Origin of the sequence: Streptomyces sp. NBC_00209 (genome assembly GCF_045206345.1) — a bacterium.
Classification (GTDB): domain Bacteria; phylum Actinomycetota; class Actinomycetes; order Streptomycetales; family Streptomycetaceae; genus Streptomyces.
The window spans coordinates 5,303,799-5,330,025 of the sequence record NZ_CP108121.1 but is presented as its reverse complement, the minus strand read 5'-3'; the positions used below and the strand labels follow the sequence as shown (position 1 = coordinate 5,330,025).

The 26,227-nt window shown below is 71.9% G+C and carries 18 protein-coding genes; 10 read left to right on the top strand and 8 right to left on the bottom strand.

Annotation, left to right across the window (positions count from 1 at the left end):
- Nucleotides 1–8 precede the first annotated feature (8 nt).
- Nucleotides 9–983 carry a carbohydrate kinase family protein gene (locus OG867_RS24190; protein WP_406288408.1) on the bottom strand — a complete coding sequence of 325 codons (975 nt, stop codon included), beginning with the start codon at nt 981–983 and terminating at the stop codon, nt 9–11.
- Between the two features lie 156 nt (nt 984–1,139).
- On the opposite strand from OG867_RS24190, the gene OG867_RS24185 reads away from it, so the two are divergent.
- Both OG867_RS24185 and OG867_RS24180 read left to right on the top strand, forming a co-directional pair.
- Nucleotides 1,140–1,334 (top strand): hypothetical protein, encoded by a 195-nt coding sequence (locus OG867_RS24185; protein WP_328899815.1) that lies wholly within the window; start codon nt 1,140–1,142, stop codon nt 1,332–1,334.
- A gap of 104 nt (nt 1,335–1,438) precedes the next feature.
- Nucleotides 1,439–2,857: a hypothetical protein gene (locus tag OG867_RS24180; protein ID WP_406288406.1), complete on the top strand. Its 1,419-nt coding sequence runs from the start codon at nt 1,439–1,441 to the stop codon at nt 2,855–2,857.
- Nucleotides 2,858–2,929: 72 nt separating this feature from the next.
- On the opposite strand, the gene OG867_RS24175 is transcribed toward OG867_RS24180, so the two are convergent.
- Complete coding sequence (locus OG867_RS24175) at nt 2,930–3,286, bottom strand: iron-sulfur cluster assembly accessory protein (RefSeq protein ID WP_018555456.1); 357 nt, start codon at nt 3,284–3,286, stop codon at nt 2,930–2,932.
- Between the two features lie 234 nt (nt 3,287–3,520).
- On the opposite strand from OG867_RS24175, the gene nadA reads away from it, so the two are divergent.
- From nadA to OG867_RS24160, 3 genes are all read left to right on the top strand, one after another.
- Nucleotides 3,521–4,717, top strand: coding sequence for a quinolinate synthase NadA (nadA, locus tag OG867_RS24170; RefSeq protein WP_328899817.1), 1,197 nt, complete (start codon nt 3,521–3,523; stop codon nt 4,715–4,717).
- A gap of 118 nt (nt 4,718–4,835) precedes the next feature.
- Nucleotides 4,836–6,239: a lipase/acyltransferase domain-containing protein gene (locus OG867_RS24165; RefSeq protein WP_406288402.1), complete on the top strand. Its 1,404-nt coding sequence runs from the start codon at nt 4,836–4,838 to the stop codon at nt 6,237–6,239.
- Nucleotides 6,240–6,241: 2 nt separating this feature from the next.
- Nucleotides 6,242–11,263, top strand: a complete 5,022-nt coding sequence (locus OG867_RS24160; RefSeq protein WP_406288399.1) for a tetratricopeptide repeat protein — start codon at nt 6,242–6,244, stop codon at nt 11,261–11,263.
- On the opposite strand, the gene OG867_RS24155 is transcribed toward OG867_RS24160, so the two are convergent.
- On the bottom strand, nt 11,235–11,558 hold the full coding sequence (locus OG867_RS24155; protein WP_406288396.1) for a hypothetical protein: 324 nt from the start codon (nt 11,556–11,558) through the stop codon (nt 11,235–11,237). The genes OG867_RS24160 and OG867_RS24155 overlap by 29 nt on opposite strands.
- A 150-nt stretch (nt 11,559–11,708) precedes the next feature.
- Here OG867_RS24155 and OG867_RS24150 point away from each other — a divergent pair, with 150 nt between their 5' ends.
- The 3 genes from OG867_RS24150 (at nt 11,709) to OG867_RS24140 (ending at nt 17,924) form a co-directional block, all read left to right on the top strand.
- Entirely contained in the window at nt 11,709–12,536 is an 828-nt protein-coding gene (locus OG867_RS24150; protein ID WP_406288393.1) for a helix-turn-helix domain-containing protein, read from the top strand.
- Nucleotides 12,533–12,727: a DUF397 domain-containing protein gene (locus OG867_RS24145; RefSeq protein ID WP_406288391.1), complete on the top strand. Its 195-nt coding sequence runs from the start codon at nt 12,533–12,535 to the stop codon at nt 12,725–12,727. Before OG867_RS24150 ends, OG867_RS24145 begins: the two co-directional genes overlap by 4 nt.
- Before the next feature lie 166 nt (nt 12,728–12,893).
- Nucleotides 12,894–17,924, top strand: coding sequence for a tetratricopeptide repeat protein (locus OG867_RS24140; protein WP_406288389.1), 5,031 nt, complete (start codon nt 12,894–12,896; stop codon nt 17,922–17,924).
- Between the two features lie 76 nt (nt 17,925–18,000).
- On the opposite strand, the gene OG867_RS24135 is transcribed toward OG867_RS24140, so the two are convergent.
- The 5 genes from OG867_RS24135 to OG867_RS24115 form a co-directional block, all read right to left on the bottom strand.
- Nucleotides 18,001–21,150, bottom strand: a complete 3,150-nt coding sequence (locus OG867_RS24135) for an efflux RND transporter permease subunit (RefSeq protein WP_406288387.1) — start codon at nt 21,148–21,150, stop codon at nt 18,001–18,003.
- A 174-nt stretch (nt 21,151–21,324) separates the two neighbouring features.
- Nucleotides 21,325–22,020: a response regulator transcription factor gene (locus tag OG867_RS24130; RefSeq protein WP_328899824.1), complete on the bottom strand. Its 696-nt coding sequence runs from the start codon at nt 22,018–22,020 to the stop codon at nt 21,325–21,327.
- Nucleotides 22,017–23,285, bottom strand: a complete 1,269-nt coding sequence (locus OG867_RS24125; RefSeq protein WP_406288384.1) for a sensor histidine kinase — start codon at nt 23,283–23,285, stop codon at nt 22,017–22,019. Before OG867_RS24125 ends, OG867_RS24130 begins: the two co-directional genes overlap by 4 nt.
- 131 nt (nt 23,286–23,416) lie before the next feature.
- On the bottom strand, nt 23,417–23,695 hold the full coding sequence (locus tag OG867_RS24120; RefSeq protein WP_328899826.1) for a PspA-associated protein PspAA: 279 nt from the start codon (nt 23,693–23,695) through the stop codon (nt 23,417–23,419).
- Between the two features lie 9 nt (nt 23,696–23,704).
- On the bottom strand, nt 23,705–24,481 hold the full coding sequence (locus OG867_RS24115; protein ID WP_328899827.1) for a PspA/IM30 family protein: 777 nt from the start codon (nt 24,479–24,481) through the stop codon (nt 23,705–23,707).
- Between the two features lie 273 nt (nt 24,482–24,754).
- Here OG867_RS24115 and OG867_RS24110 point away from each other — a divergent pair, with 273 nt between their 5' ends.
- Entirely contained in the window at nt 24,755–25,354 is a 600-nt protein-coding gene (locus tag OG867_RS24110) for a DUF3043 domain-containing protein (RefSeq protein WP_328899828.1), read from the top strand.
- Between the two features lie 107 nt (nt 25,355–25,461).
- Nucleotides 25,462–26,196: a methyltransferase domain-containing protein gene (locus tag OG867_RS24105; protein WP_328904297.1), complete on the top strand. Its 735-nt coding sequence runs from the start codon at nt 25,462–25,464 to the stop codon at nt 26,194–26,196.
- Nucleotides 26,197–26,227: the final 31 nt, after the last annotated feature.

The window sequence follows — 26,227 nt, the reverse complement described above, 5'->3', positions numbered from 1 at the left end:
CGGAGTGCTCAGGCGAGGTGCGCGTGGACCTCGGCGGCGGCCTCGTGGCCGTACGCCTTGGTGAAGCGGTCCATGAAGTGGGTGCGGTGCAGGGTGTACTCCTGGGTGCCCACGGTCTCGATGACGAGCGTGGCGAGCATGCAGCCGATCTGGGCGGCGCGCTCCAGGCCGACGCCCCAGGCGAGACCGGAGAGGAATCCGGCGCGGAAGGCGTCGCCGACGCCGGTCGGGTCGGCCTTGACGTTCTCCTCGGGGCAGCCGACCTCGATGGTCGCCTCGCCGGCCCGCTCGATGCGCACACCCTGGGCGCCGAGCGTGGTGACCCGGTGGCCGACCTTGCCGAGGATCTCCTCGTCGGTCCAGCCGGTCTTGGACTCGATGAGCCCCTTCTCGTACTCGTTGGAGAAGAGGTACGTGGCGCCTTCGAGGAGGATGCGGATCTCGTCGCCCTCCATGCGGGCGATCTGCTGCGAGAAGTCGGCGGCGAACGGGATGCCGCGCGTACGGCACTCCTCCGTGTGGCGGAGCATGCCCTCCGGGTCGTCGGCGCCGATGGAGACGAGGTCGAAGCCGCCCACGCGGTCGGCGACGGCCTTGAGCTCGATGAGGCGGGCCTCGCTCATGGCGCCGGTGTAGAAGGAGCCGATCTGGTTGTGGTCGGCGTCCGTCGTGCAGACGAAGCGGGCGGTGTGCAGGACCTCGGAGATCCGCACGCCGCTGGTGTCGACGCCGTGCCGGTCGAGCCAGGCGCGGTACTCGTCGAAGTCGGAGCCGGCCGCGCCGACCAGGATCGGCTCGGTGCCGAGCAGGCCCATGCCGAAGCAGATGTTCGCGGCGACCCCTCCCCGGCGTACGTCGAGGTTGTCGACCAGGAAGGAGAGCGAGACCGTGTGCAGCTGGTCGGCGACCAGCTGGTCGGCGAAGCGGCCGGGGAAGGTCATGAGGTGGTCGGTGGCGATGGAGCCGGTGACTGCGATACGCACGGGGAGACGTCTCCTGCGGAGGTCGAGGGGAACGGATGTCCGCATCCCGGGGGTGACGTGACAGTTCACGCTACCCGCTCCCGCCGGGCCCGAAGCGGAAAAACTACCCGATAGTAGGGCTTTCTTCGCGGGCTCCGCGGTGCCTACGGTGCCGGTATGCCGAATCACATCGCACCGCGCGAGTCCGAGACCGGTCTGGCCGAGCTGCGCGGAGACTGCGCACGGATGGCTCCGCACTGGGTGGTCCCCACGAGGAGCACTCCTACCCGCGTCGCACCCGCCCTGATCCACGGGGTCACCGTGCCGCCCGCCTCCGCCCGGCTGCTCGACTCCATGGAGGACCGGCCCTAGGGGAACCACGTGCCTCGCTGATCCGTCCCAGCCCTGTCCGCCTCACACGGCGGGCCGTGCGCCGGCCGGGCGTACGACGGCGATGCAGGCGAAGGAGCGATCCGGTGAGCACCGAGCGACCCGACAACGACGTGACCACCACCCGGCGGCGTTCCCCGCTGGTCGCGGCCTCGGTGGCGGCCGCCGTCCTGCTGGCCGGTGGCGGCGGAGCGTACTGGGTAGCGACCGCGGCGGACGGCGGCGACGGCGGCCCGAGGAAGACCTCGGCGGCCAGCGATCCGGCCGCTCCCCCGCCCCTGGCCCTGGACGACACCGGTACGCCGACCGCCCCGTCACGCGAGGGCATCGCCCCCGGCGAGCCCGATCCGCACGGCGGGCGGCTCGTCTACCGCGCGTCCGGGAAGCTGCCGGACGGGCCGGAGACGGCCGCCGTCCAGCGCGCCGGGGGCACGGTCACGGCCGCCGAGGTCACCCGGCTGGCGAAGGCGCTCGGGCTTTCGGGCACCCCGCAGTCCGAGGCCACCTCCTGGAAGGTCGGCTCCGACGGGGACGGCTCGGGGCCGGTGCTGCGGGTGAACAAGCAGGCGCCGGGGAGCTGGACCTTCACCCGGTACGGCTCCGGCGGCACGGACAACTGCAAGAAGGGGGCCGTCTGCTCGGTGGCCCCGGGCGGCTCCGGGCAGCCGGTGGACGAGAAGACCGCGAAGACCGCCGCCGCGCCGGTGCTGAAGGCGGCGGGCCAGGACGACGCGGCGCTCGACGCGCACCAGCTCATGGGCTCGGCCCGGGTGGTCAACGCCGATCCGGTGGTGGACGGGCTGCCCACGTACGGCTGGGCGACCGGCATCCAGGTGGGCCCGGACGGCCAGGTGACCGGGGGCAGCGGAAAGCTGAAGGCCCTGGAGAAGGGCGACGCCTATCCGGTGATCGGCGCGGCCGAGGCGCTGAAGCAGCTCAACGCGGCGCAGCCGCCCTCCGGGGAGATCGGCGGGTGCGCCTCACCGGCCCCGCTGTCGGACGGCGTCAGCTGCGGGCCGAAGAACGGCGCGGAGCGGCCCGCCACGACGGTGACGGTGAGGAAGGCGGTCTTCGGCCTGGCGGTGCACACGGCGGGCGGCGAGCAGTTGCTCGTACCGTCCTGGATCTTCTCGGTGCAGCCGGCCGGTGGCATCGGTGACACGGTCACGCAGGTGGCGGTGGACCCGGACTACCTGAAGCGGGAGCCGGTGCCGGGCACGTCCCCGGGCGGTGACGGTACGGCGAAGCCCCGGGCGGTCCAGTCGTACAGCGCGGACGGGCGGACGCTCGCGGTGACGTTCTGGGGCGGGGTGTGCAGCACGTACACGGCGAGCGCGCGTGAGGACGGGGACACGGTCCGGGTGGCCGTGGCGGAGAAGAAGGACCCGGGCAAGGTCTGCGTGATGATCGCGAAGGAGCTGACCCGTACGGTCACGCTGGAACGGCCGCTGGACGGTCGGAAGGTCGTGGACGAGGCGTCGGGCTCCGTGGTGCCGCGCGCCTGAGCACTTTCCGAACGACGGCGGCGGCCCCGGGACCGAAGTCCCGGGGCCGCCGCCTCGACGCTGTGGCGCGGCTCAGCTGAAGGAGTCGCCGCAGGCGCAGGAACCCGTGGCGTTCGGGTTGTCGATGGTGAAGCCCTGCTTCTCGATGGTGTCGACGAAGTCGACCGAGGCGCCGCCCAGGTACGGGGCGCTCATGCGGTCGGTGACGACCTTCACACCGTCGAAGTCCTTGACGACGTCCCCGTCGAGGGAGCGCTCGTCGAAGAAGAGCTGGTAGCGCAGGCCCGAGCAGCCGCCGGGCTGGACAGCGACGCGAAGCGCCAGGTCCTCGCGGCCCTCCTGCTCCAGCAGGGCCTTGACCTTGGCTGCGGCGGCGTCGGACAGGAGGATGCCGTCGCTCACGGTGGTGGTCTCGTCCGATACGGACATCTGCTTCTCTCCCGGGTTGTACGGAGACTGCTTGCCGACGTTGCAACCGTCGGGGCCGCGGATTCATTCCGGGCCGAGCGCTTGCCTGTTCCCTTCATGCTCGCACACCCGTCCTGTGGGCGGATGCGTCACATTGACGCTTTCAGCATCGTCAAAGTGACGTGAAGCGGCTATGATAGATAGCGTCAATTAGACGAAAAGGCTTTCTCCGCAGAGAAGTCCGCAGAAGAAAGGGTGCGTGACGTGACCACGGCCCACCCCGTCCAGGATCTCGATGTCCAGCCGACGCCGCTCGCCCTGCTCCTCCTGGGCCGCGACGCCGACCCCCGGAGCGAGCGCGGTGTCGAGTGCCCCGGCGACCTGCCCTCCCCGTCCGACCCGGACCTGGTGGCCCGCGCCCGCGCGGCCAAGGAGAAGCTGGGCGAGAAGGTCTTCGTCCTGGGTCACCACTACCAGCGCGACGAGGTCATCCAGTTCGCCGACGTGACCGGCGACTCGTTCAAGCTCGCCCGAGACGCCGCGGCCCGCCCGGAGGCGGAGTACATCGTCTTCTGCGGTGTGCACTTCATGGCCGAGTCGGCGGACATCCTCACCACCGACGACCAGAAGGTCGTGCTGCCGGACCTGGCGGCGGGCTGCTCGATGGCGGACATGGCCACCGCCGAGCAGGTCGCCGAGTGCTGGGACGTGCTGACCGAGGCGGGTGTCGCCGAGCAGGTCGTGCCCGTCTCGTACATGAACTCGTCCGCCGACATCAAGGCGTTCACCGGTCGCCACGGCGGCACGATCTGCACCTCGTCCAACGCCGAGCGCGCCCTGGAGTGGGCCTTCGAGCAGGGCGAGAAGGTGCTCTTCCTGCCCGACCAGCACCTGGGCCGCAACACCGCCGTGCGGGACATGGGCATGTCCCTGGAGGACTGCGTCCTCTACAACCCGCACAAGCCGAACGGCGGCCTGACCGCCGAGGAGCTGCGGAACGCGAAGATGATCCTGTGGCGCGGCCACTGCTCGGTGCACGGCCGCTTCTCGGTCGACTCCGTCAACGACGTGCGCGAGCGCATCCCCGGCGTCAACGTGCTGGTCCACCCCGAGTGCAAGCACGAGGTCGTGGCCGCCGCGGACTACGTCGGCTCGACGGAGTACATCATCAAGGCCCTGGAGGCGGCCCCGGCCGGCTCGAAGTGGGCGATCGGCACCGAGCTGAACCTCGTCCGCCGCCTGGCAAACCGTTTCGCCCCCGAGGGCAAGGAGATCGCCTTCCTCGACAAGACGGTCTGCTTCTGCTCCACGATGAACCGCATCGACCTCCCGCACCTGGTCTGGACCCTGGAATCCCTCGCCGAGGGCAAGGAGGTCAACCGGATCGTGGTGGACCCGGAGACGGAGAAGTACGCGAAGCTGGCGCTGGAGCGGATGCTGGCACTGCCGTAGGCCCTGTCTGTGCGGAAGGTCCGGACGCGGCCGATTTTGTCCGGACCGGCCCGGAACCCTGTCCCCCGTACCTACGCTGCTGTCCTCATTCGGCGGTGTGGATACGGGGGACAGTCTTATGACGCAGCGCAGCAGGGCCGAGGACCTGGTGGTCGTCGTACCGGGGATTCTCGGCAGCACGCTGGCGGACGCGGACGGCCACGACGTCTGGGCCGCCTCCGGGAAGGCCCTGGTGCGGGGCATCCTCACCTTCGGGAACTCGGTCAAGCGCCTGACGCTCCCGGCCGGCCTGGGCGACGAGCATCCCGGCGACGGCGTACGGCCGACCGGGCTCATGTCCGATGTGCACGCGCTGCCGGGTGTGTGGAACCCCGTGGACGGGTACAGCGGTCTGCTGAACTGGCTGGAAGCCCACTTCACCGTCCAGCGCCGCCTGCCGGGCGAGGCGGCCGACGTCCCGGCCAATCTCGTCGGCTTCGCGTACGACTGGCGGCTCTCCTGCCGCTACAACGCGGAGCGGCTGGCCGAGCGCGTGGACGAGGAGCTGGGCCGCTGGCGCGCCTCACGGGCCGACCGGCGGGACGCGAAGGTGGTCTTCCTCTGCCACTCCATGGGCGGCCTGGTCACCCGGAGCTACGTCGAGCAGTGCGGGGGCGCGGAGGTCACACGCCGGGTGGTCACGCTCGGAACGCCGTACCGGGGGTCGCTGGACGCGCTGCTGTACCTGGTCAACGGGATGCGGTACGGGATCGGCCCGGTCGGCCTCGACCTCACGCCGTTCGCCCGGAGCCTCCCGTCGTTGCACCAGCTCACGCCGGACTACGCGTGCCTGACGACGGCCGGGGGTGCGCCGCTGCGGTACGCGCGGGAGGTGACGGGGCTGCCTGGGGTGGACGGGGAGCTGCTGCGCCAGGCGGGCCTGTTCCATGCGGAGCTGCGGGAGTCCGGCGCGGGGGCGCGGTACGGGGTGGAGTACGTGCCGGTCGGCGGGGTGCGGCAGCCGACGCCTACGACGGCCGAGGCGGAGGGGGATGGCCTGCGCGCGTTGCTCACCATCGACGGGGTGGACGAGGGGGGCGACGGGCGGGTGCCCGATCTCTCCAGCCGCGCGGTGGGGGCGGGGCGGCATGCGTACACCCCGTGGGAGAAGCACGGCTCCCTCCAGAACAACAAGGCCGTCCGCCAGGCCCTCTACAACTGGCTCACCCCGGAGCCGCCGGTGCACCGGGGCTCGGAGGACGAGGATGTGCCGCTTTCGGTGGAGGCGTCGGAGATCCTGGTGGAGGGCGAGGTGTACGAGATCCGGGCCACGGTTCCCGCCGATGTGCCGGGGCACGACCGGGTCGCGGTCTTCGCGGGGGTGGAGGGCGGTCCGATGCGGACGATGACGAACCGGGGCGGCGGGGTGTACAGCCTCCGGATCAACGGCCTTCCGGCGGGCGGGCATCGGGTGCGGATCGGGACGCGTGTTTCGGCCAATGTCGTGATGACCGCGTTGGTGCTGGTTCTGGAGCGGGGCTGACGATGACGGGTGCGGCGGGGACGGCGCTGTGTGTGGTGTGCGAGGAGTACGACGGCGATGGGTTTCCCCCGCTCGTGGGGGCGAAGGCCCAGATGGACCGGATTGTGGGGTTGCTGGAGGGGTTGGGGTACGAGGCGCGGAAGGTGGGGGGTGGGAATCCTTCGGCGAAGGCGTTCGATGACGAGAGCGAAGAGTGGTCCTCGGGCTGGCTCGCCACGGGTGACTCCAAACCGGCTCTGATCATCTGGTCGGGGCACGGGGTGCGGGTCGACGGTGAGACACGGCTTGTGCTCTCGGACCTGAAGCGTGTCGCCGGGTCCGGACAGTGGAAGACACGCGCGAGACGGCAAGGGGTCACCGCCGACGATCTGGTCAGCGTTGCCCTCGACTCCGGGGCCGAACACGTACTCCTGATCATCGACACGTGTTACGCGGGTGGCGGCGCGGTTCCGGCCCTGGGGCTGGCTCTCAGTCGCTGGGAGGAGGAGTCCGCACCACCCGGGCACGCCAAGTGGTTGGGTTTCCTCGCGAGTTGCCAGAGCCTTGAGACCTCGGACGGCAGCGGGCCGCTGCTGGCCGCGTTGACGGAGGTACTGAAGGAAGGTCCGGCGGGCGACGAGTACCGATCCGCGTGGAGTGCCCACAACGCTCTCGTCAGCGGCCCGGACCTGCTGGATGCCATCGCCACGCGGTGGGAGGGCGAGGGGCAGACACCGGTCCCCGCGACCCTCGGCGAGTGGCGCCCCGCCTTCCCCAACCCGCGCTACGTCCCCGAGGCCCCGGCCCGGCTCGTAGAACACCTGGTGCAGGCGGCACGCGGGGTCGGCCACCTGGAAGAGGGCTGGTTCTTCACCGGCCGTACGAGGGTGCTGGGCCGGATCGTGGAGTGGCTGGACGAGGACGCGCCTGGCCTGTTCCTGGTGACCGGGCCCGCCGGTTGCGGGAAGTCCGCCGTGCTGGGCCGTATCGCCACGCTCGCGGACCCGGAGCAGCGGGAGCGGGCCGTCGCGAGCGGCGCACTGCGCGACGGTGACCCGGACCCGGGTGTCCGGGCGGAACGCACCCTCGCGACGGTGCACCTGCGCGACCTGACCCCGTTGCAGGCATCGGAGCGGCTGGCCCGCGCCCTGGACCTCCCCCGGCCCCGTAACACGGACGATTTCCGGGCCGAGGTGCGGGAGTTGTCGCCGCAGCCGGTCCTGGTCATCGACGGCCTGGACGAGGTGCCGGCCGAGCACACGCAGAGCATGATCGAGGACCTGGTCTTCCCGTTGAGCCGGACGGTCCCGGTGCTGCTCGGCTCCCGGGAGCGCCCGTTCCGCAACAAGCTGGAGGACAACGAGTCGCTGGTGCAGGCGCTGGCCCGGCACATCGGCGCGGGCGTCGAGGCCGTCGACCTCGAAGAGGAGCCGCATACGCGGGAGGACATCGGCGAGTACGTGCGGCGCCGGTGCGAGCAGGCCGAGATGGCGGAAGGCCCGGCCCGGGAGGTCGGCGCGGCGATCTCGGAGCGGGCCACGGATGTCGGGGGCGGCTTCCTGTTCGCCCGCCTGGTCACGAGTACGGTCCTGGCGCGGGTGGCCTCAGGGGAGGACGGGTCTCCGCTGACGGAGCTGCCCGACTCCATCGACGCCGCGTTCGAGAACGAGCTGCGCGCGGTGCCCGCGCGGGTGCGGGACGACGGCACGGTGCTCCCCTCGGCGGCCTGGGACCTGCTGACCGCGCTGGCCTGGACGGTGGGCCAGGGGATGCCTGCGGGCGGCGTGTGGGAGGCGGTGGCCGGGGCGCTGGGCGGGGGTGTGGTCTACGACGAGACCGACGTGGACTGGGCGCTGTCGGCCTTCGGCCGGTACATCGTGGAGGACGCGGAGGAGGGGCAGGCGGTGTATCGCCTGTATCACCGGGAGTTCGTGTCCCACCTCAGGCGGCGGGAAGGGCCGGGCGGGGCGGCGGCGGGCGAGGTGGTGTTGCGGACTCTGGTGGACCTGGTGAAGCAGCAGGGGCGGGTGGGTGACTGGTCGGGGGTGGATCCGTATGTGACGCGGGGGCTGGTGCGGCATGCGGTGCGGTGTGGTGGGTCGGGGGTTGAGGTGCTGCGGGGGGTGGTGGCCTGGGACGAGGGGATTGGGCTCCCGTATCTCGCCCGGGCTGTTCACCAGCGGTCCCTGATACTGGCGCGGTCAGGAGAGCGCGAGGTGGCGCTGAACTACGCCGATGAGGCGGTCGGGCTCTACCAGGAACTCGAGGAGAGAAGTCCGCACACGCATCTTTCGGAACTGGCAGGCGCTTTCAACAGCCTTGCCAACCGCCTCGCCGATGCGGGTGACCGCGCGAGGGCTCTTGCGATCGCCAGAAAGGCACTACGTATCCGCCGCGATCTCGCCGAACAGCACCCTGCGGCGTACCTCCCCGATCTCGCAGGCGTCCTCAACAATCTGGCCAACCACATGGCCGGCACCGGAGACCGCCAAGGGGCTCTCGGCCATGCACGTGAGGCCGTGCGCATCCGCCGCGATCTCGCCGCTCAGGACCCCGCCGCCTTCCTTCCCGACCTCGCCGCTTCCCTCCATAACCTCGCCAACCGCCTCGCCGCCACCGGAGACCGCCAGGGCGCGGTCTCCACCGCGCGCGAAGCCACCCACCTCTACCAAGCCCTTTCCGAACAGCATCCTGCTGCCTTTCGCACGCACTTCGCCGGCGCCCTCAACAACCTCGCCAACCACCTCGCAAGCAATGGGGACGTCAGGGACGCACTCACCGCTGCCCACGAGTCGGTGCTCATTCGCCGCGACCTGGCCGCACAGCACCCTGCGGCCTACCTCCCCGACCTGGCGGGCGCCTTGAACAACCTCGCCAACCGCCTCGCCGAGACCGGCGACCGTCAGCGCGCGGTCGCCATCGCCCGGGAAGCCACCGACCTCTACCAGACCCTCGCCGAACAACACCCCGCCGCGTTCCTCCCCGACCTCGCGGGCACCCTCAACAACCTCGCCAACCACCTCGCTCACGCCGGGGACCGCCAGGGCGCGGTCACCACCGCCCGGGAAGCCACCGACCTCTACCAGACCCTCGCCGAACAACACCCCGCCGCGTTCCTCCCCGACCTCGCCACCTCCCGCAGCAACCTGGCCTCCCACCTCGCCAAAGCCGGGGACCACCGAGCCGCACTCAGCCGGGCTCGCGAAGCCTTGAGTATCCGCCGCGACCTCGCCGAACAGGATCCTGCGGCGTTCCTGCCCGACTTGGCGGGCGCCGTACACAACCTCGCCAACCGCCTCGCCGCCACCGGAGACCGCCAAGGCGCGGTCTCCACCGCGCGGGAAGCGACCGCCCTTTACCGCGCCCTCTCCGAACAACACCCCGCCGCCTTCCTCTCCGACCTCGGCACCTCCCTCAACACACTCGCCATCCACCTCGCGGCCACCGGCGAGAACGAGGACGCACTCACTGCTACCCGCGAAGCCCTGACCATCCGCCGTGACCTCGCCGGACAACACCCCGCCGCGTTCCTCCCCGAGCTCGCAGGCACCCTCAACAACCTCGCCAACCACCTCGCCATCAGCGGCGACCAGCAAGGCGCCGTCGCTCCCGCCGGCGAAGCCACCACCCTGTACCGCGCCCTCGCCGAACAAGACCCCGCCGCTTTCCTCCCCGACCTCGCCGGCACCCTCAACAACCTCGCCAGCCACCTCGCCGCCGCCGGGGACCACCGGGGCGCACTGAGCCACGCGCACGAAGCCCTACGCATCCGCCGGGCCCTCGCACAACAGCACCCAGGCGCCGACCTTCCCCAACTCGCCCTGTCCCTCCGCAACCTCGCCAACCACCTCGCCAACAACGGCGATCGGCAAGGCGCCGTCGCTCCCGCCAGCGAAGCCACCAACCTGTACCGCGCCCTCGCCGAACAACATCCCGCCGCTTTCCTTCCCGGCCTCGCCGGCACCCTCAACGACCTCGCCAACCACCTCGCCGACACCGGCGACATCACGGCCGCGACCCGCGCTTACGAGCAAGTGATCAGGGACCTCTCCAGTCAGCAGCCAACGGCCGGCCGCGCGCTCACCCTGGAACACAGCATGTTCCTGATCCACAGGCCGGAAGCCGTGGAAGCCTGGCCCACGGCAGGGCTGTGCTGTCTCGTCGATGTGGTCAACGGGCCGCCCACCGAAGGCCCCGACCCCATAGCCCTCCGTGCTCGCCACATGCTTCGCGCCTACGCCGGCAGAGGCGCCGGGGACCTGGCGGAGGTGACGACGGTCTGGCAGGAGAGGACCAGCACCCCGCCCCCGGCCTGGCTGGCGCTGATTCCTGGGGTCCTGGACACGGTTGCGGCCTGGCTGGCTACCTCGACATGGTCGGCTTCGCGCGACTACTGGGCGGAGCACCACGAGGTGCTGAGCAGCCCGGAAGCCGGGGTGGCTGTGGCCGAGTACGCGCTCGCCTTCCCCGACGGGGCGGCTGATCACCAGGTGTTGCGAGCATCGATCCACGCCCAGGGTGCGGCCAGAGCCTACGAGCCCCGCCTGTCGCGCGAGCGGATCACCGAGTGGGCGGAATGCGGGACCTGGGAGGAGTCCGAGCAGTTCCTGCGAACCCACCCTGATCTCCTGGACGGAGAACTCCCCTCCGACACTCCTCCTCTCCCCGTCGCCCTGCTCCGTATCGCCAGTACGCACGACATCCCCACCGCCTACGCCCTCGTACGCGACCGCACCGCGCTCCAGCAGTACGTCGACAACGCCCTCACCACCGGCGACGCCCAAGCCCTCCGCCACGCGGCCGCCATCGAGGACGACGTGTACGCCGACCAGCTCTCCGCCCGCACCCACCACCAGGCCGCGCTGCTCCTCGGGGGCACCCCCGACGAAGCCGACCCCGACGCCCTCGCTCCCCTCGTCGCCGACGCCTCGCCCGACGTACGGAACCGGCTGATCTCCGAGGCCGCCGCCCTCAGCGCGGCCCACGCACCGCAGCACGCCGCGCAGTGGGCGCGTGTCATTCAGGTACTGGCGTCACCTGGGTGAGCGCCGGAGCGATCCGGTATCCCCGGCTCTCCGCGATCCGCAGGGCATCCTGCAACGACTCCGCCAGGCGGACCCCGGTGAACCTCAACTCGCGCGTGCCCAAGCCCGTTTCCGCCAGCAGCGCCCGCGCCTCGCGCAATACGTACTGGGCCGAGTCGAGCAGGTCCGTCTCGACCTCGTCGGCCAGCCGTGACATCCGGCCTCCCGGGTCGTCGCTGCTCAGGTAGCACGGGGTCCCGCTCTCGCCGACCCAGGGGAGCAGCCGCATCGCGTTCCCTTGCGCGTCGAACATCATGTCGCCTCCGCCTCCGTTCGGGGAGCGCTCTGGTCCCCGGTCGCACTCGCTGGTTACGGTGTGTGCCCCCATCGTCGCGCTGTGGCGGGTCTTCCCAACAGGGCCGCCGCGTCCCGACGTTCCACACGGGACACACGGAAGGCCCGCTCCATGACGTTCAGGCCGCAGCCGCTTTCGCCCTTCGCCTCCACACGCCACTACTTCGGCTCGGAGTTACGCCGCCATCGCGAGCGGGCCAACCTCTCCCTCGTACAGCTGGCGGACATCGTCAACTCCAGCAAGAGCACGCTCGCCCGGGTGGAGACGGCCGAACTGATGCCTCCGCCGGACATGCCCAGTTGCCTGGACATCGCCTTCGGGACGGATCAGTACTTCACGGGCCTCTACGAACTCGCCAAGCAGGACATCCATCCCGACAAGTACAAGCGGTACATGAACTTCGAGGCCCGGGCCGAGGTCATAGAGCAGTACGGCGCGCAGGCGCTGCCCGGCCTGTTCCAGACCGAGCAGTACGCCCGGGAGTTGCTCCGTTGCCAGGAGCACCTGACCGCCGAAATGGTCGATGAGCGCGTCACCGCCCGCATGTCCCGGCAGGAGCGGCAGCATTCGGCGAATCCGCCGTTCCGGTGGGCGATCATCGACGAGGCCGTACTGCGGCGGCAGGTGGGCAGCCGGTCCTGCATGCACCAGCAACTGGCCTCGCTGTTGGAGCAGGTGGATACTCCGAACAGTAAGGTTCAGGTGATGCCGTTCAGTGCGGGGCCGCACTCGCTACTGGGTGGCGCACTGACTCTGCTGACCCTGCCCGACGGCACCTCGGTGGCGTACGAGGAGAGCATCCAGACCGGTCACCTCTACGAGGACCCGGACGCGGTAAAGAATTGGCGGCGGCGGTACGACGTACTGCGCGCCAACTCGCGCTCCCTGGACGAGTCGGCGGAACTGATCCGTACCGCGATGGAGGACTACCGACCATGAACCACTCCCCCGAGCTGAGTTCCGCCCGCTGGCGCAGCAGCAGCTACAGCAACACCGACGGGGGCGAATGCGTCGAGATCGCCGACGACTTCCCCGGCCTCGTCCCCGTACGCGACAGCAAGAACCCGACCGGTCCGTCGCTCGTCGTCAACTCCGCCGCCTGGGGCGAGTTCGTCTCGTCCCTTAAGTAGCGCGCAGCGCAACGGCCCGTCCCACACACGCGCGTGGGACGGGCCGTTTCCTTACCACCCATGGACCGGAAAGAGTCGAGTTTGTCCGGACCGGCCCCCCGGCGTCCCATCCGTGCATACGCTGCTGTCCATTTCGACGGCTTGTGTACGGAAGGCGGAGCGCCCGATGGCGGACGAGGCGGATGTGGTGGGCGGCGAGGAGCGCGTGGGGTCGGCGTTGTGCGTGGTGTGTGAGACGTACGCCGACGAGCGGACCTTTCCACGGCTGACCGGTGCGACGGCCCAGATGGAGGGGATCGTCAACCGCCTTGAGGCGCTGGGGATCGCGACCCGTATGGCCGGCGGCGGCAACCCGTCCTGGGCGGACTTCGACCGGGACCTCACCGCCTGGAGCGCGTCCGGCGCGGGGAAGCCCGCGATCATCGTGTGGTCCGGGCACGGCGTGCTGGTGGACGACGAACTACGGCTGGCACTCTGCGACTTGGACCTCGACGTCGAGCAGGTGGCCCGGGACGCGCGCGCCCTGCGGCACGGGGTCTCGCCCGAGACGCTGGTCAACGAGGCGGTGGCGTCCGGCGCCGACCAGATCCTGGTGATCATCGACGCCTGCCATGCCGGGGACGCCGTGGGCCGGGGCCTGGAGAAGGCGTTGCGGCGCTGGGAGACCACCTCCGCGCCGCCCGGCCGGGTGCAGTGGTTCGGGATCATGACGAGCTGTCGGCGCGGCGAGACCTCGGACGGCGCCGGGCCGTTGCTCGACGCGCTGGCCGAGGTGCTGAGGGAGGGCCCGGCCACCAGCGAGTACCGGTCGGCGTGGAGCGCCCACAACGCGTGGGTCAGCGGCCCGGACGTGCTCGCCGCGCTCGGTGAGCGGTGGCGCGGCGAGGGGCAGACGCCGGTCCCGGCCGCCCTCGGCACCGGGCGGCCGGTCTTCCCGAATCCGCGCCACGTGCCCGGGGCGCCCGCACGGCTGGTGGAGCACCTGGTGCTCGCGGCCCGGGGCGTCGGGTTCCGCGAGGAGGGCTCGTTCTTCACGGGCCGGAAGCAAGTCCTGGGCCGGATCACCGACTGGATCGAGGCGGATGAGGCGGGGCTCTTCCTGGTGACCGGCCCGGCGGGCTGCGGCAAGTCGGCGGTGCTGGGCCGGATCGCGACGCTCACCGATCCGGAGCGGCGCGCGGAGACCGAGGCGCAGGGCGGCCTGCGTGAGGGCGATCCCGGCCCCGGCCCCGGGCACCCGCTCGCGGCGGTGCATCTGCGGGGCCTGAGTCCGCTGCAGGCGGCTTCGGAGCTGGCCGCGCGGCTCGGGCTGCCGGAGCCGCGCAACACGGACGACTTCCGGGGCGAGCTGCGCGAGCTGGACCGGCGTCCGGTGCTGGTCCTGGACGGCCTGGACGAGGTGCCCGTCGAGCATCTGCAAGCCATGACCGAGGAGCTGGTGTTCCCGCTCAGCCGGGCGGTCCCGGTCCTGCTGGGCTCGCGCGAGCGGGCGTTCCGCGGCCGCCTGGCGGACGACGGGCACCGGGACGAGACCCTGCCGGACGCGCTGGCCCGGCTGATCGGGGCGGCCGTCACCACCGCGGACCTGGAGGAGGAGCCGGACACCCAGGAGGACATCGCCGCGTACGTGGCCCGCCGGTGCGAGGTGGGCGGCTTCCCGGCGGACCGGGCGCGGGAGACGGGCGAGGCGGTCGCCGCGCGCGCCACGGCGGTGGGCGGCGGGTTCCTGTTCGCCCGGCTGGTGACGGGCTCGCTGCTGTCGCAGGGGCGGCCCGCCGGTGACGCGTGGCACGCCGGTCTGCCGGAGTCCATCGAGGCCGCGTTCGAGGACGACCTGCGGGCGGGCCCGGTCCGGGTCCTGGCGGACGGCGCCGAATTCCCGTCCGCCGCACGGGACCTGCTGACCGCGCTGGCCTGGACGGCCGGGCGCGGCATGCCCGCCGGGGGCGTCTGGGAGGAGGTCGCCGGGGCGCTGGGCGGCCGGGGGACGCCGTACGACGAGAGTGACGTGGACTGGGTGCTGTCCGCGTACGGGCGTTACATCGTGGAGGACGCGGAGGGCGGGCAGGCGGTGTACCGGCTGTACCACCGGGAGTTCGTCTCGCATCTCGCGTCCCGGCCGGTGGCGGGCGGGGCCGAGACCGCCGAGGTGGTGCTCGCCGCGCTCGTCGCGCACGCGGAGCGGAAGGTGCCGGACGGCGGCTGGGGGGCGGTCGACCCGTACGTGGCCCGGGCGCTCGCGTGGCACGCGGCAAGGGCGGGCGGGCCGGGGATCGAGGCGCTGCGGGAGCTCGCCAAGCGGATCGGGCCCCACGCGGCCCCGGCCCTGGCCCAGGCGTTGCACGGCTTCTCGGAGCGCCTGGCGGCGGAAGGGGACCTGGAGGAGGCTTTGCGTGCGGCGCAGGAGGCGGTCGGCCTCTTCCGGACTTTGGAGGAGGCCGCGCCCGGCTCCTGCACGTCGGCGCTGGTCCACACCCTCATCAACCTGGCCAAGCGGTACGCCGACCTCGGGGACCGGGAGGCGGCGCTGCCCCCGGCCCGGGAGGCGGTCGCGCTCCAGCGGACCGTCTCCGCGGCGGGGGGCGACGCGGCCGTGGGCGACCTCGCCACGGCCCTCGCCACGCTCGCGCACCGGCTCGCCGAAACCGGTGACGGTCAGGGCGCGCTCACGCTCACCCAGGACGCCGTCGCCGTCTTCAGGCAGCTGGCCGAGAAGGAGCCTGCGGCCTTCCGCCCGCAACTCGCCGCCGCGCTGAACAACCTGTCGGTGGATCTGAGGGTGGTCGGGGAGCGCCGGGCCGCCGTCTCCCCCGCACAGGAGGCGGTCGAGATCCACACGGAGCTGGCCGCCGCGCGCCCGGACGAGTTCCGGGGCCCGCTCGCCTCTTCCCTGAGCAACCTCGCCCACGCCCTCAAGACCGTCGGACGCCATGAGGACGCCCTGCCGCACGGGGAGGCTGCGGTCGCGGCCAACCGCAAGCTGGCCGAGCGCCATCCCACCGCCCTGCGGGCCGACCTTGCGGGGTCCCTCACCAATCTGTCCGTACACCGGCAGGACGTGGGCGACCGCGCGGGGGCACTGGCGTCCGCTCGGGAGTCCGTGGAGATCTGCCGGGGGCTCGTCGCGCGTCACCCGGACGTGTTCCGGCAGGACCTGGCCACGGCACTCCACAACCTGGCGGACCGGCTCTCCGCCGCCGGGGACCACGAGGACGCGCTCGCCACCGTGCGTGAGGCCGCGCGCACGTTCGCCGCGCTCTCCCAGGAGCACCCGGAGGTCTTCCGTCCGGAGCTCGCCCGGTCCCTGACGTCCATGGCCAACAAGACCGCCGCCACCGGGGACCGCACCACGGCGGTGCTGTTCGCGCGCCAGGCCGTGCAGCTCCAGCGCGAAGTGGTCAGGAGCACGCCCCTGGCCGGCTTCCCCGGGCTGGCCGCGATGCTCCACAACCTCGCGATGCACCTGGTAGCCGACGGCGAGCTCGCGGAGGCCCTGTCGCATGCCGAGGAGGCCGCCGGGCTCTACGAACGCCTCGCCGCCGAGGACCGGGAGGCGTTCCTCCCGGACTACGCGACGGCCCTCAACAACATCGGCAACCACCGCGCGTCCCTGGGCGATCTGTCGGGGGCGCTCTCGGCGGGCCTGAAGGCGGTCGCCCTCCGCCGGGAACTCGCTGTGCTGCGGCCCGCCGTCTCCCGCCCGGAACTGGCCACGGCCCTCGCCAACCTCGCCGCCCACCTCAACCAGGCCGGGGAACCGGAGGAAGGGCTTCAGGCCGCCGCGGAGGCCGTCGCGCTCCTGCGTGAACTCGTCCCCGACACACCCGTCCTGCGCCCCACCCTCGCGGGAGCCCTCGGCGCCCTGGCCCTGAATCTCGCCGACACCGGCAGCCCGCAGGAGGCGCTGCCGGTGGCCCGGGAGGGGCTGGACCTCTGGCGCCTGCTCGCGGAGGAGCACAGCGGCGCCCACCTCCCCGACGTGGCCCGCGCCCTGCGGAACCTCGGCAAGCTGCGCGGGATGAGCGGGGACGCCGAAGGCGCCGTGGACACGGCACGGGAAGCCGTCGCCGCCTACCGGGCGCTGACCGCGGAGAGCCCCCGCACCTTCGCGGACGACGGGGCGCACGCGGTCGGGGACCTGGCCCGCGCGCTCGCCCGTACCGGCGACCACGCCTCGGCGGCCGAGGCGTACGCGAACTGCGCGGCCGAGTTCGCCGGGGCCCATCCCGTGACCGCCCGGCGTCTCGGCGTCGAGCGGAGCATCTTCCTGCTGGGCTGCCCCGATCCGCTGCCCTCGGAAGGTGTACGCGCCCTCGCGTCGTTCCTCGGGCGGGACGCCGGTCTCGAACCGGAGGACGGCCCGGACCTGGTGACCGTACGGGCACGGCGGGCCCTGCGCGCCCACGGCGACCGGGAGGCGGTGCGCGCCGCCTGGGAGGCGGAGACCCATGGCCCCGCGCCCGACTGGCTCTCGCTGTCGGCCTCGACGCTGGAAGCGGTGGGCACCTGGATGTTCGCGCCCGACTGGCCCGCGTCACGCGACCTCTGGTCCCGGTACGCCGACACGCTCGGCAGCGAGGAGGCCGCGACGGCGCTCGAAGAGCTGGCGCTCCTGGATCCGGCCACCGCACAGCAGCACGCCGCGCTCCGCGAGTTCGTGCTCGACCACGGGGTGACCTCCGCCTACGATCCGCTGATCCTCTCGGGGCAGCTGACCGAGTGGGTGGGCTGCGCGTCCTGGGCCGAGTCGCGGGCCTACCTCGAAGACCACCCGCGCCTCCTCCAGGTCCGGCCGTCCCCGGACACCCCGCTCTCGCATGTCGCCGTCCTCGACGTCTCCCGTGCGGAGGGGATGGACGCCGCCTACGCGCTGGTGGAGGACCGGAACGCGCTCCAGGCGTATGTGGACAGGGCGTTGGAGGCCGGTGACGGCACCTCCCTGATGCACGCGGCCGCCATCGAGGGGCAGGTCTTCGAGGACCGGTTGTCCTCCTTCACCCACGCCCAGGTGAGCATGGTCCTCTCGGGAGCCGTCCAGGGCATCGAACCGGAGGAGCTGGCCGACCTGATCCCGCGTGCCCCGGAGGAGATCCGCGGCCGGCTGGTGCGGGAGATCGCGGGCCTCAGTGTCCGGTACGCCGAGCCGTACGGGGAGCTGTGGCTCCGCATGATCAAGGCGCTCAGCGGGGCGGCCTGACCACACCCGCACACGCGAAGGGGCCCGGTCCGCACGAGCGTGCGGGCCGGGCCCCTTGTGTTGGTTACCGGGTGAATCAGGCCCGCGTCGGCTCCGGTTCGCCGGACTCCTGCGCCTCTGCCGGGGCCGGGACGCCGGCCTTCGCGGCCCGCTTGGCGGCCTTCTTGTCCCGGCGGCGTTCCTTGCGGAGCTCCACCATCGCGTACAGCGTCGGCACCAGGAGGAGCGTCAGCAGCGTCGAGGTGATCAGACCACCGATGACGACGACGGCCAGCGGCTGCGAGATGAAGCCGCCCTCGCCGGTGACGCCGAGCGCCATCGGGAGCAGGGCGAAGATCGTCGCCAGGGCCGTCATGAGGATCGGGCGCAGACGGTGGCGCCCGCCCTCCACGACCGCTTCGACCACGCCCAGGCCCTGGGCCCGGTACTGGTTGATGAGGTCGATCAGCACGATCGCGTTGGTCACCACGATGCCGATCAGCATCAGCATGCCGATCATCGCCGGGACACCCATCGGGGTGCCGGTGGCGAGGAGCAGGCCGATCGCGCCGGTGGCGGCGAACGGGATGGAGACCAGCAGGATCAGCGGCTGGATCAGCGACCGGAAGGTGGCGACCAGCAGCATGAAGACGATCGCGATGGCCGCCAGCATGGCCAGGCCCAGGTTCTTGAAGGCGTCGTCCTGGTCCGAGGAGACACCGCCGATGGTGGCGGTGGCGCCGTCCGGGAGGTCCAGGGCCTTGATCTTGTTCTGGAGCGTGGTGCTGACCGCGCCGGTGTTGTCGCCGGTGGGCCGGGCGGTGATGGTCGCGGCGCGCTGGCCGTCGATCCGGGTCATGGAGACCGGTCCGGGGACCAGCTTCACATCGGCGATGGTGCCGAGCTTCACCTTGCCGAGCGGAAGGTCCTTCAGCTCCTGCATGGTGGTGGCCGGGTGGGCCGACTTCACGACGACGTCACGCTCGGCGTCGTCCATGAGCGCCTTGCCGGACGGGGTGCCCCGCACCGCTCCGGCGACGGCCGCGCCGAGCGTGGCCTGGGTGTAACCGGCGTCGGCGGCCTTCTCGTTGGCCTTCACCGAGATCCGCGGGACGCTCTGCGCCAGGTCGCTCTGAACGTCGGTGACGTCCTTGAGCTTGGCGACCTCGGCGCGGACCTGCTCGGACGCCTTCTTCAGGGTGTCCGCGTCGGCGGCCTTCACCACGACGCTCAGGTCCTGGCTGCCGAAGCCGTCGCCCGCGCTGATGGTGGTGTCGCCGATGCCGTCGAGCTTGGCGAGACCCTTCTCGATGCGGTCCTGGGTGGCCTCGAACTCGGCGGAGTCCTTCAGGGTGACCTGGTAGGACGCCTGGTTGGCTCCCGTACCGCCACCGAAGGCGGCCATGAAGCCGGACGAGCCGACGGTGACCTGGTAGTCCTTGACGCCGTCGTCGTCGGCGAGGAGCTTCTCGACCTTCTTCGCCGCCTCGTCGGAGGCCGCGAGGCTGGTGCCCGGGTCCATCTTCTGCTTGATGGACAGGACTTCCTGCTCGCCCTGGTCGAAGAAGTTGGTCTTCAGCAGGGGCACCATGCCGAAGGTGCCGAAGAGGACGGCGACGGCGATGACGACACTGGTGATACGGCGCCGGGTGGCGAACCGCAGTACCGGGACGTAGATCCGCTGGAGGCGGCTGCGCGCCTCCTTCTCCTCGGCCTCGCGGCGCGCCTTGTCCGGGTCCTCGGCGGTGCCCTTGGGCGCGCGCAGGAACCAGTACGACAGGACGGGGACCACGGTCAGCGAGACCAGCAGCGAGGCCAGCAGAGCCGCGGTGACGGTCAGCGAGAACGAGCCGAACAGCTCGCCGACCATGCCGCCGACGAGACCGATCGGCAGGAAGACGGCGACGGTGGTAAGCGTCGACGAGGTGACCGCGCCGGCCACCTCCCTGACCGCGGTGATGATCGCCGACTGGCGCTCCTCGCCGTAGCCGAGGTGGCGCTTGATGTTCTCCAGGACGACGATCGAGTCGTCCACGACCCGGCCGATCGCGATGGTGAGCGCGCCCAGCGTCAGCATGTTGAGCGACAGGTCACGGGTCCAGAGCACGATCAGCGCGAGGACCACGGAGAGCGGGATGGAGACCGCGGTGACCAGGGTGGAGCGCAGCGAGGCCAGGAAGACCAGGATCACGATGACCGCGAAGAGCAGGCCGAGCGCGCCCTCGGTCGTCAGGCCGGAGATCGCCTTGGAGACGGCCGGGCCCTGGTCCGAGACGACGGTCAGCTCGGCGCCGGAGCCGAGGTCCTTGCGCAGGTCCGGGAGCTTGTCCTTGACGGCGTCCGAGATGGCGACGGCGCTGCCGTCCTTGTCCATCGTGGCCATGACGGCGAGGCTCGGGCGGCCGTTGGTGCGGGTGAGGGAGTCCGCGGTGGCGGCCTCCTGCTTCACGGTCGCGATGTCACCGAGGCGGACCGGCTTGCCGGGCTTGCCCGAGGCCGGGTTCTGACCGGTGACCCGCAGGTCCTCGATCTGCTTCAGCGAGGTGAAGGCGCCGCCGACCTGGATCGTGCGGCTCTTGCCGGACTCCGAGAAGGCACCGGCCGGGACGGTCGCGCCGCCCGACTGGAGGGCCTGGGAGAGCGCGGCGGCGTTGAGTCCGGCGGCGGCGAGCTTCTTGTCGTCCGGGGTGACGGAGACCTGGAGGTCGCGCACACCGTCGACGGAGACCTGGCCGACACCGTCGATGTCCTCCAGGGCGGGGACGACGGTGCGGTCCAGCTGGTCGGCGAGCGCCTGCTGGTCCTTGTCCGAGGTGACGGCGAGGACGACGGTCGGGATGTCGTCCGTCGAGCCGGCGATGACCTGCGGGTCGACGTCCTCGGGCAGTTGGACGCGGGCCCGGTTCACGGCCTGCTGGATGTCGGCGACGAGCTGCTTGGTGCCCTCGTCACCGAAGTCGAAGGACGCCATGATGACGGCGTTGCCCTCGCTGGCGGTCGACGTGACGCCGGTGACGCCGTCGACGGCCTTGATGGAGTTCTCGAGCGGTTCGACGACCTGCTTCTCGACCACATCGGGGGACGCACCCTGGTAGGGGGCGAGCACCGACACCATCGGCAGTTCGATGGTGGGCAGCAGTTGCTGCTTGAGCTGCGGGATCGCAATCGCTCCGAAGACGAGCGCGACGATCGAGATCAGACCGATCAGGGCCCTTTGCGCGAGGCTGAATCTGGACAGCCAGGACATGGGTGGGTCTCTTTCTGTGGCTTACGCGGCAGGTGGGCGGGATGCCGGGGCGTGCCCGGGGGACAGATCCAGCCCACCTATACGATCGCTGATCCCCGGGACGAAAGTCCTCGGCCCCAGGGTCGCTTTCTTACGCCTCGCATACCGCAGGTGGAGTACGTCCCGCCTGCACCCTCACTCCACCCGTGGGCGCACCAGGCCCGATTCGTACGCGATTACCACGAGTTGTGCGCGGTCCCGGGCGCCCAGCTTCGCCATCGCCCGGTTCACATGGGTCTTGACGGTGAGTGGGCTGACGACCAGGCGCTCCGCGATCTCGTCGTTGGACAGCCCGCCCGCGACCAGGACCAGCACCTCGCGCTCCCTCGTGGTGAGGGCCGCCAGCCGCTCCGCGTACGCGGCCGCCCCCGGCCCGTCCTCCACCCCCCTGCCGCCCTGCGCGAGGAACGTGGCGATCAGGCCCTTGGTCGCGGCCGGCGAGAGCAGCGCCTCGCCGCCCGCGGCGATCCGGATCGCGTTGAGGAGTTCGTCCGGCTCGGCGCCCTTGCCGAGGAAGCCCGAGGCCCCGGCGCGCAGCGACTGCACCACGTACTCGTCCACCTCGAAGGTGGTGAGCATGACCACGCGGACGTCCGCGAGATCCGGGTCGGCGCTGATCATGCGGGTGGCGGTGAGTCCGTCGGTGCCGGGCATCCGGATGTCCATCAGCACCACGTCGGGCCGCTCGGCGCGGGCCACCTCCACGGCCTGCGCGCCGTCCGCCGCCTCGCCCACCACCCGCATGTCGGGCTCCGAGTCGACCAGCACCCGGAACGCGCTGCGCAGCAGCGCCTGGTCGTCGGCGAGCAGGACCTTGATGGCCGGTGTCATGCGTTCTCCCCCGTCCGGCCCGCCGCGCCCGGACGACCGGGCTCCTGCGCGCGGGCCTCGACGGGCAGGATCGCATGGACGCGGAACCCGCCCCCGTAGCGGGGACCCGCGGTGAGGGTGCCGCCCAGGGCGGTGACGCGTTCGCGCATCCCCAGGAGGCCGTGGCCGCCGCCGGACGCGGAGTCGGCGCCCGTGGCGTTCCCGCGGCCGTTGTCCAGGACCATGACCTCGGCCGTGGCCCCGACCCGTACGACGCTGACCTCGGCCTTGGCGCCCGGGCCCGCGTGCTTGCGGACGTTGGTCAGCGCCTCCTGGATCACCCGGTAGGCGGCCAGGTCGACGGCCGAGGGCAGCGGCGGTTCGCCCTCGGCGGCGCAGGCCACCTCGACGGGCAGCCCCGCCTGGCGCACGCTCTCCACGAGCTGGCCGAGGACCGCGAGGCCGGGGGCCGGTTCGGTGGGCGCCTCCGGGTCGCCGGACTGGCGGAGCAGGCCGACGGTGGCCCGGAGCTCGTTGAGCGCGGACCGGCTCGCCTCGCGGACGTGGGCGAGAGCCTGTTTCGCCTGGTCGGGGCGCTTGTCCATGACGTGGGCGGCGACCCCGGCCTGGACGTTGACCAGGGCGATGTGGTGGGCGACGACGTCGTGCAGGTCGCGGGCGATGCGCAGCCGTTCCTCGGCGACCCGGCGGCGGGCCTCCTCCTCGCGGGTCCGTTCGGCGCGTTCGGCGCGCTCCCGGATCGCGCCGACGAACGCGCGCCGGGAGCGGACCGCGTCGCCCGCGGCCGCGGCCATCCCGGTCCAGGCGAAGACGCCCAGGTTCTCCTGGCTGTACCAGGGCGGCGAGCCGAAGAGCATCGCGGCGGCGGTGAGCGCGGCCATGGTGAGCAGCCCGACCCGCCAGGTGGTGGGCCGGTCGGTGCGGGCGGCGACGGTGTAGAGCGCGATGACGGCGCTCATCACGACGGGGGCCGGCGGGTCCGCGGTGACCAGCTCCACGACGGTCAGCGCCCCGGTGGCGGCGAGCACCGCCATCGGTTCGCGGCGCCGCCGGATCAGGGCCAGCGCGCTGAGCAGCATCAGCAGCAGGCTGCCCGCGGCGGGGGTGCGGGCGCCGAAGGTGGGCCCGTCGTGCCCGCCGGGGTCCACGAACGAGGCGAAGACCATGGCCACGAGCACGCCCAGGGCGAGTGCGCCGTCCAGCGCGAGGGGGTGGGCGCGCAGCCAGTGGCGGACGCGCAGCACCCCGGTTCCGAGGGTGGTCACGTCGGGCTACGTTACGGCGTGCCGCTCGCGGCCCGGTCCGGCCGGGAAGCGGCGGGCCCGGACGCGCCCGTGCCCCGCGTCCGTCGGGCGGGCGCGGGGCACGGGGTGCGGGTGCTGGAGAGCGGTCGGCGTCAGCCGGGGATCAGGCCGTCGTCGCTGAGCATGGCGCGTACCTCTTCGAGGGTCGCTTCCGGCGACGGCAGGATCAGCTCGGACGGCTCCAGGGAGTCGTCCGGCAAGGGTGAGCCGAGCTCGCGCACCCGGGCCAGGAGCGCGTGGAGCGTGGTGCGGAAGCCGGGTCCGTCACCGCGCTCCATCTCGGCCAGCAGGGCGTCGTCGAGCTTGTCGAGCTCGGCGAGATGGCTGTCGGCCAGGACCGCCTGGCCCTCCCCCATGATCCGTACGATCATGACGCCGCCTCAGTTCTTGTCGAATTTGTGCGACTGGCCGTTCTGCTGCTGGGTGTCCTGCGGGCCGCCCTCGATCGCCTGCTGCGAGGAGGAGCCGCCGGCCAGCTCGGCCTTCATGCGCTGAAGCTCCAGCTCCACATCCGTACCACCGGAGATCCGGTCCAGCTCGGCGGCGATGTCGTCCTTCGCCGTGCCGGTCGGGTCGTCCAGGGCGCCGGAGGCCAGCAGCTCGTCGATGGCACCGGCGCGGGCCTGGAGCTGCTGCGTCTTGTCCTCGGCCCGCTGGATCGCCAGGCCGACGTCGCCCATCTCCTCGGAGATGCCGGAGAACGCCTCCCCGATCCGGGTCTGCGCCTGGGCCGCCGTGTAGGTGGCCTTGATGGTCTCCTTCTTCGTCCGGAAGGCGTCCACCTTGGCCTGAAGCCGCTGGGCCGCGAGAGTGAGCTTCTCCTCCTCGCCCTGCAGCGTGGTGTGCTGCGTCTCCAGGTCGGTGACCTGCTGCTGGAGGGCGGCGCGGCGCGACAGCGCCTCGCGGGCCAGGTCCTCGCGGCCGAGCGCGAGCGCCTTGCGGCCCTGGTCCTCCAGCTTCGAGGACTGGCCCTGCAGCTGGTTCAGCTGCAGCTCCAGCCGCTTGCGCGAGGTCGCCACGTCGGCGACTCCGCGGCGCACCTTCTGAAGCAGCTCCAGCTGCTTCTGGTACGAGTAATCAAGGGTCTCGCGCGGATCCTCGGCCCGGTCAAGGGCCTTGTTTGCCTTCGCGCGGAAGATCATCCCCATACGCTTCATGACACCGCTCATGGGCTTCGCGCGCCCCCTTCTGACTCAACTGGGCTCCAGCACTCCAACAGAACCCACAGTACGGGCCCTGTCTCTATTACCGCACTGTTCGAGCATGGATGGGCTCCTCCCCAAGGACGACTGTGTCCCGGCTCCGCTCCGGCCCAGGGAGTAGGTGAGGCCCGTATCGGCGCTCTCACATGGGCAAGGACGCAGGCCGTTGCCGGATCGTTCCCGGGCGGCCTGCGGGGATCCGCGAGCGACCCCGTACCCTTGGGCCTTGTGTTCCGTAGCCGCTCCAAGGAAGAGAAGGCCCCCACCGACAAGGTGACGGCGGACCTCTCCAAGACGCCCCGCGACCCGCAGGCCCCCAAGGGTCGCCCCACCCCCAAGCGCAGCGAGGCCCAGACGCAGCGCCGTCGTGCCTCCAGTGGTGCGCCGCTCGACCGCAAGGAGGCAGCGAAGCGCCAGCGCGAATCCCGGCGTGTGGACATGGCCAAGCAGCGCGAGGCGCTCGCCAGTGGTGACGAGCGCTACCTGCCCGCGCGCGACAAGGGGCCGGTGCGCCGCTTCGTTCGCGACTTCGTGGACTCCCGCTTCTGCATCGCGGAGTACTTCCTGCCGCTCGCCGTGGTCATCCTGATCCTCAGCGTGATCCAGGTGCAGGGCATCCAGAACATCTCGCTGCTGCTCTGGCTGATCGTGATCGTGCTGATCGTGATCGACTCGGTCGGGCTCGCGTTCCGCCTGCGCAAGCAGCTGAACACGCGGTTCCCGGACACGCCGAAGCGCGGCGCGGTCGCCTACGGGCTGATGCGTACGCTCCAGATGCGCCGGCTGCGCCTGCCGAAGCCGCAGGTGAAGCGCGGAGAGCGGCCCTGAGCACCCAGCCGTCCGGTCCGGTCGACGCTGTGTCCGCCGACCGGCCGGCCGGTGCCGTCTCCGGCTTCGCCGGAGCCTCGGCGGCCTGGACCAAGGGCCTGACCGGCCTGCGCAACACCGTGCGCCAGGAGCTGGTCGCCCGGCAGCTGGACGAGCAGATCGCGGCCCGCTTCCCGGTCGGGCAGCGGCTGCGCGTCCTGGACGTCGGCATGGGCCAGGGCACGCAGGCGCTGCGGCTGGCCCGGGCCGGGCACACCGTGACCGGTCTGGAGTCCGACGCGGAGATGCTGCGGCTCGCCCGTGAGGCGCTGGGCGGCGAGCCGGCCGGCATCCGCGAGCGGGTGCGGCTCATCGAGGGCAACGGCCAGGACACCGGGGTCCACTTCCTGCCCGGCAGCTTCGACGTGGTCCTCTGCCACGGTGTGCTGATGTACGTCCAGGAGCCGGACGCCATGGTGGCGGGCCTGGCCCGGATGCTGGCGCCGGGCGGGCTGCTGTCCCTGCTCGTGCGGAACGCCGACGCGTTGGCGATGCGGCCGGGGACGGCCGGGGACTTCGCCGGGGCGCTGGCCGCGTTCGACTCCGACCGGTACACCAACCGGCTCGGCCTGTCCGTGCGCGCGGACCGGCTGGACGCGCTGACGGCGACGCTGGCCTCGATCGCGGCGCCGCTGCACGCCTGGTACGGGGTGCGGCTCTTCACGGACAACGTGAGCAACGAGGTCGAGCTGCCGCCGGCCGCGGAGTTGGAAACGGTGCTCGCCGCGGAGGACCGGGCGGGTCGGACGGACCCGTATCGCGGGGTCGCGGCGCTGCTGCATCTGTGTGGCGTACGGGGATGAGCCCGGGGCGCCCGGGCGGGCGTTCTGTCCT

What these genes read in the sequence shown, in the direction of transcription:
- OG867_RS24120 (WP_328899826.1), bottom strand. Translation starts at nt 23,695, where the DNA reads ATGATCGTACGGATCATGGGGGAGGGCCAGGCGGTCCTGGCCGACAGC.
- OG867_RS24135 (WP_406288387.1), bottom strand. Translation starts at nt 21,150, where the DNA reads ATGTCCTGGCTGTCCAGATTCAGCCTCGCGCAAAGGGCCCTGATCGGT.
- OG867_RS24145 (WP_406288391.1), top strand. Translation starts at nt 12,533, where the DNA reads ATGAACCACTCCCCCGAGCTGAGTTCCGCCCGCTGGCGCAGCAGCAGC.
- OG867_RS24175 (WP_018555456.1), bottom strand. Translation starts at nt 3,286, where the DNA reads ATGTCCGTATCGGACGAGACCACCACCGTGAGCGACGGCATCCTCCTG.
- OG867_RS24115 (WP_328899827.1), bottom strand. Translation starts at nt 24,481, where the DNA reads ATGAAGCGTATGGGGATGATCTTCCGCGCGAAGGCAAACAAGGCCCTT.
- OG867_RS24160 (WP_406288399.1), top strand. Translation starts at nt 6,242, where the DNA reads ATGACGGGTGCGGCGGGGACGGCGCTGTGTGTGGTGTGCGAGGAGTAC.
- OG867_RS24185 (WP_328899815.1), top strand. Translation starts at nt 1,140, where the DNA reads ATGCCGAATCACATCGCACCGCGCGAGTCCGAGACCGGTCTGGCCGAG.
- OG867_RS24130 (WP_328899824.1), bottom strand. Translation starts at nt 22,020, where the DNA reads ATGACACCGGCCATCAAGGTCCTGCTCGCCGACGACCAGGCGCTGCTG.
- OG867_RS24165 (WP_406288402.1), top strand. Translation starts at nt 4,836, where the DNA reads ATGACGCAGCGCAGCAGGGCCGAGGACCTGGTGGTCGTCGTACCGGGG.
- OG867_RS24150 (WP_406288393.1), top strand. Translation starts at nt 11,709, where the DNA reads ATGACGTTCAGGCCGCAGCCGCTTTCGCCCTTCGCCTCCACACGCCAC.
- OG867_RS24140 (WP_406288389.1), top strand. Translation starts at nt 12,894, where the DNA reads ATGGCGGACGAGGCGGATGTGGTGGGCGGCGAGGAGCGCGTGGGGTCG.
- OG867_RS24155 (WP_406288396.1), bottom strand. Translation starts at nt 11,558, where the DNA reads ATGATGTTCGACGCGCAAGGGAACGCGATGCGGCTGCTCCCCTGGGTC.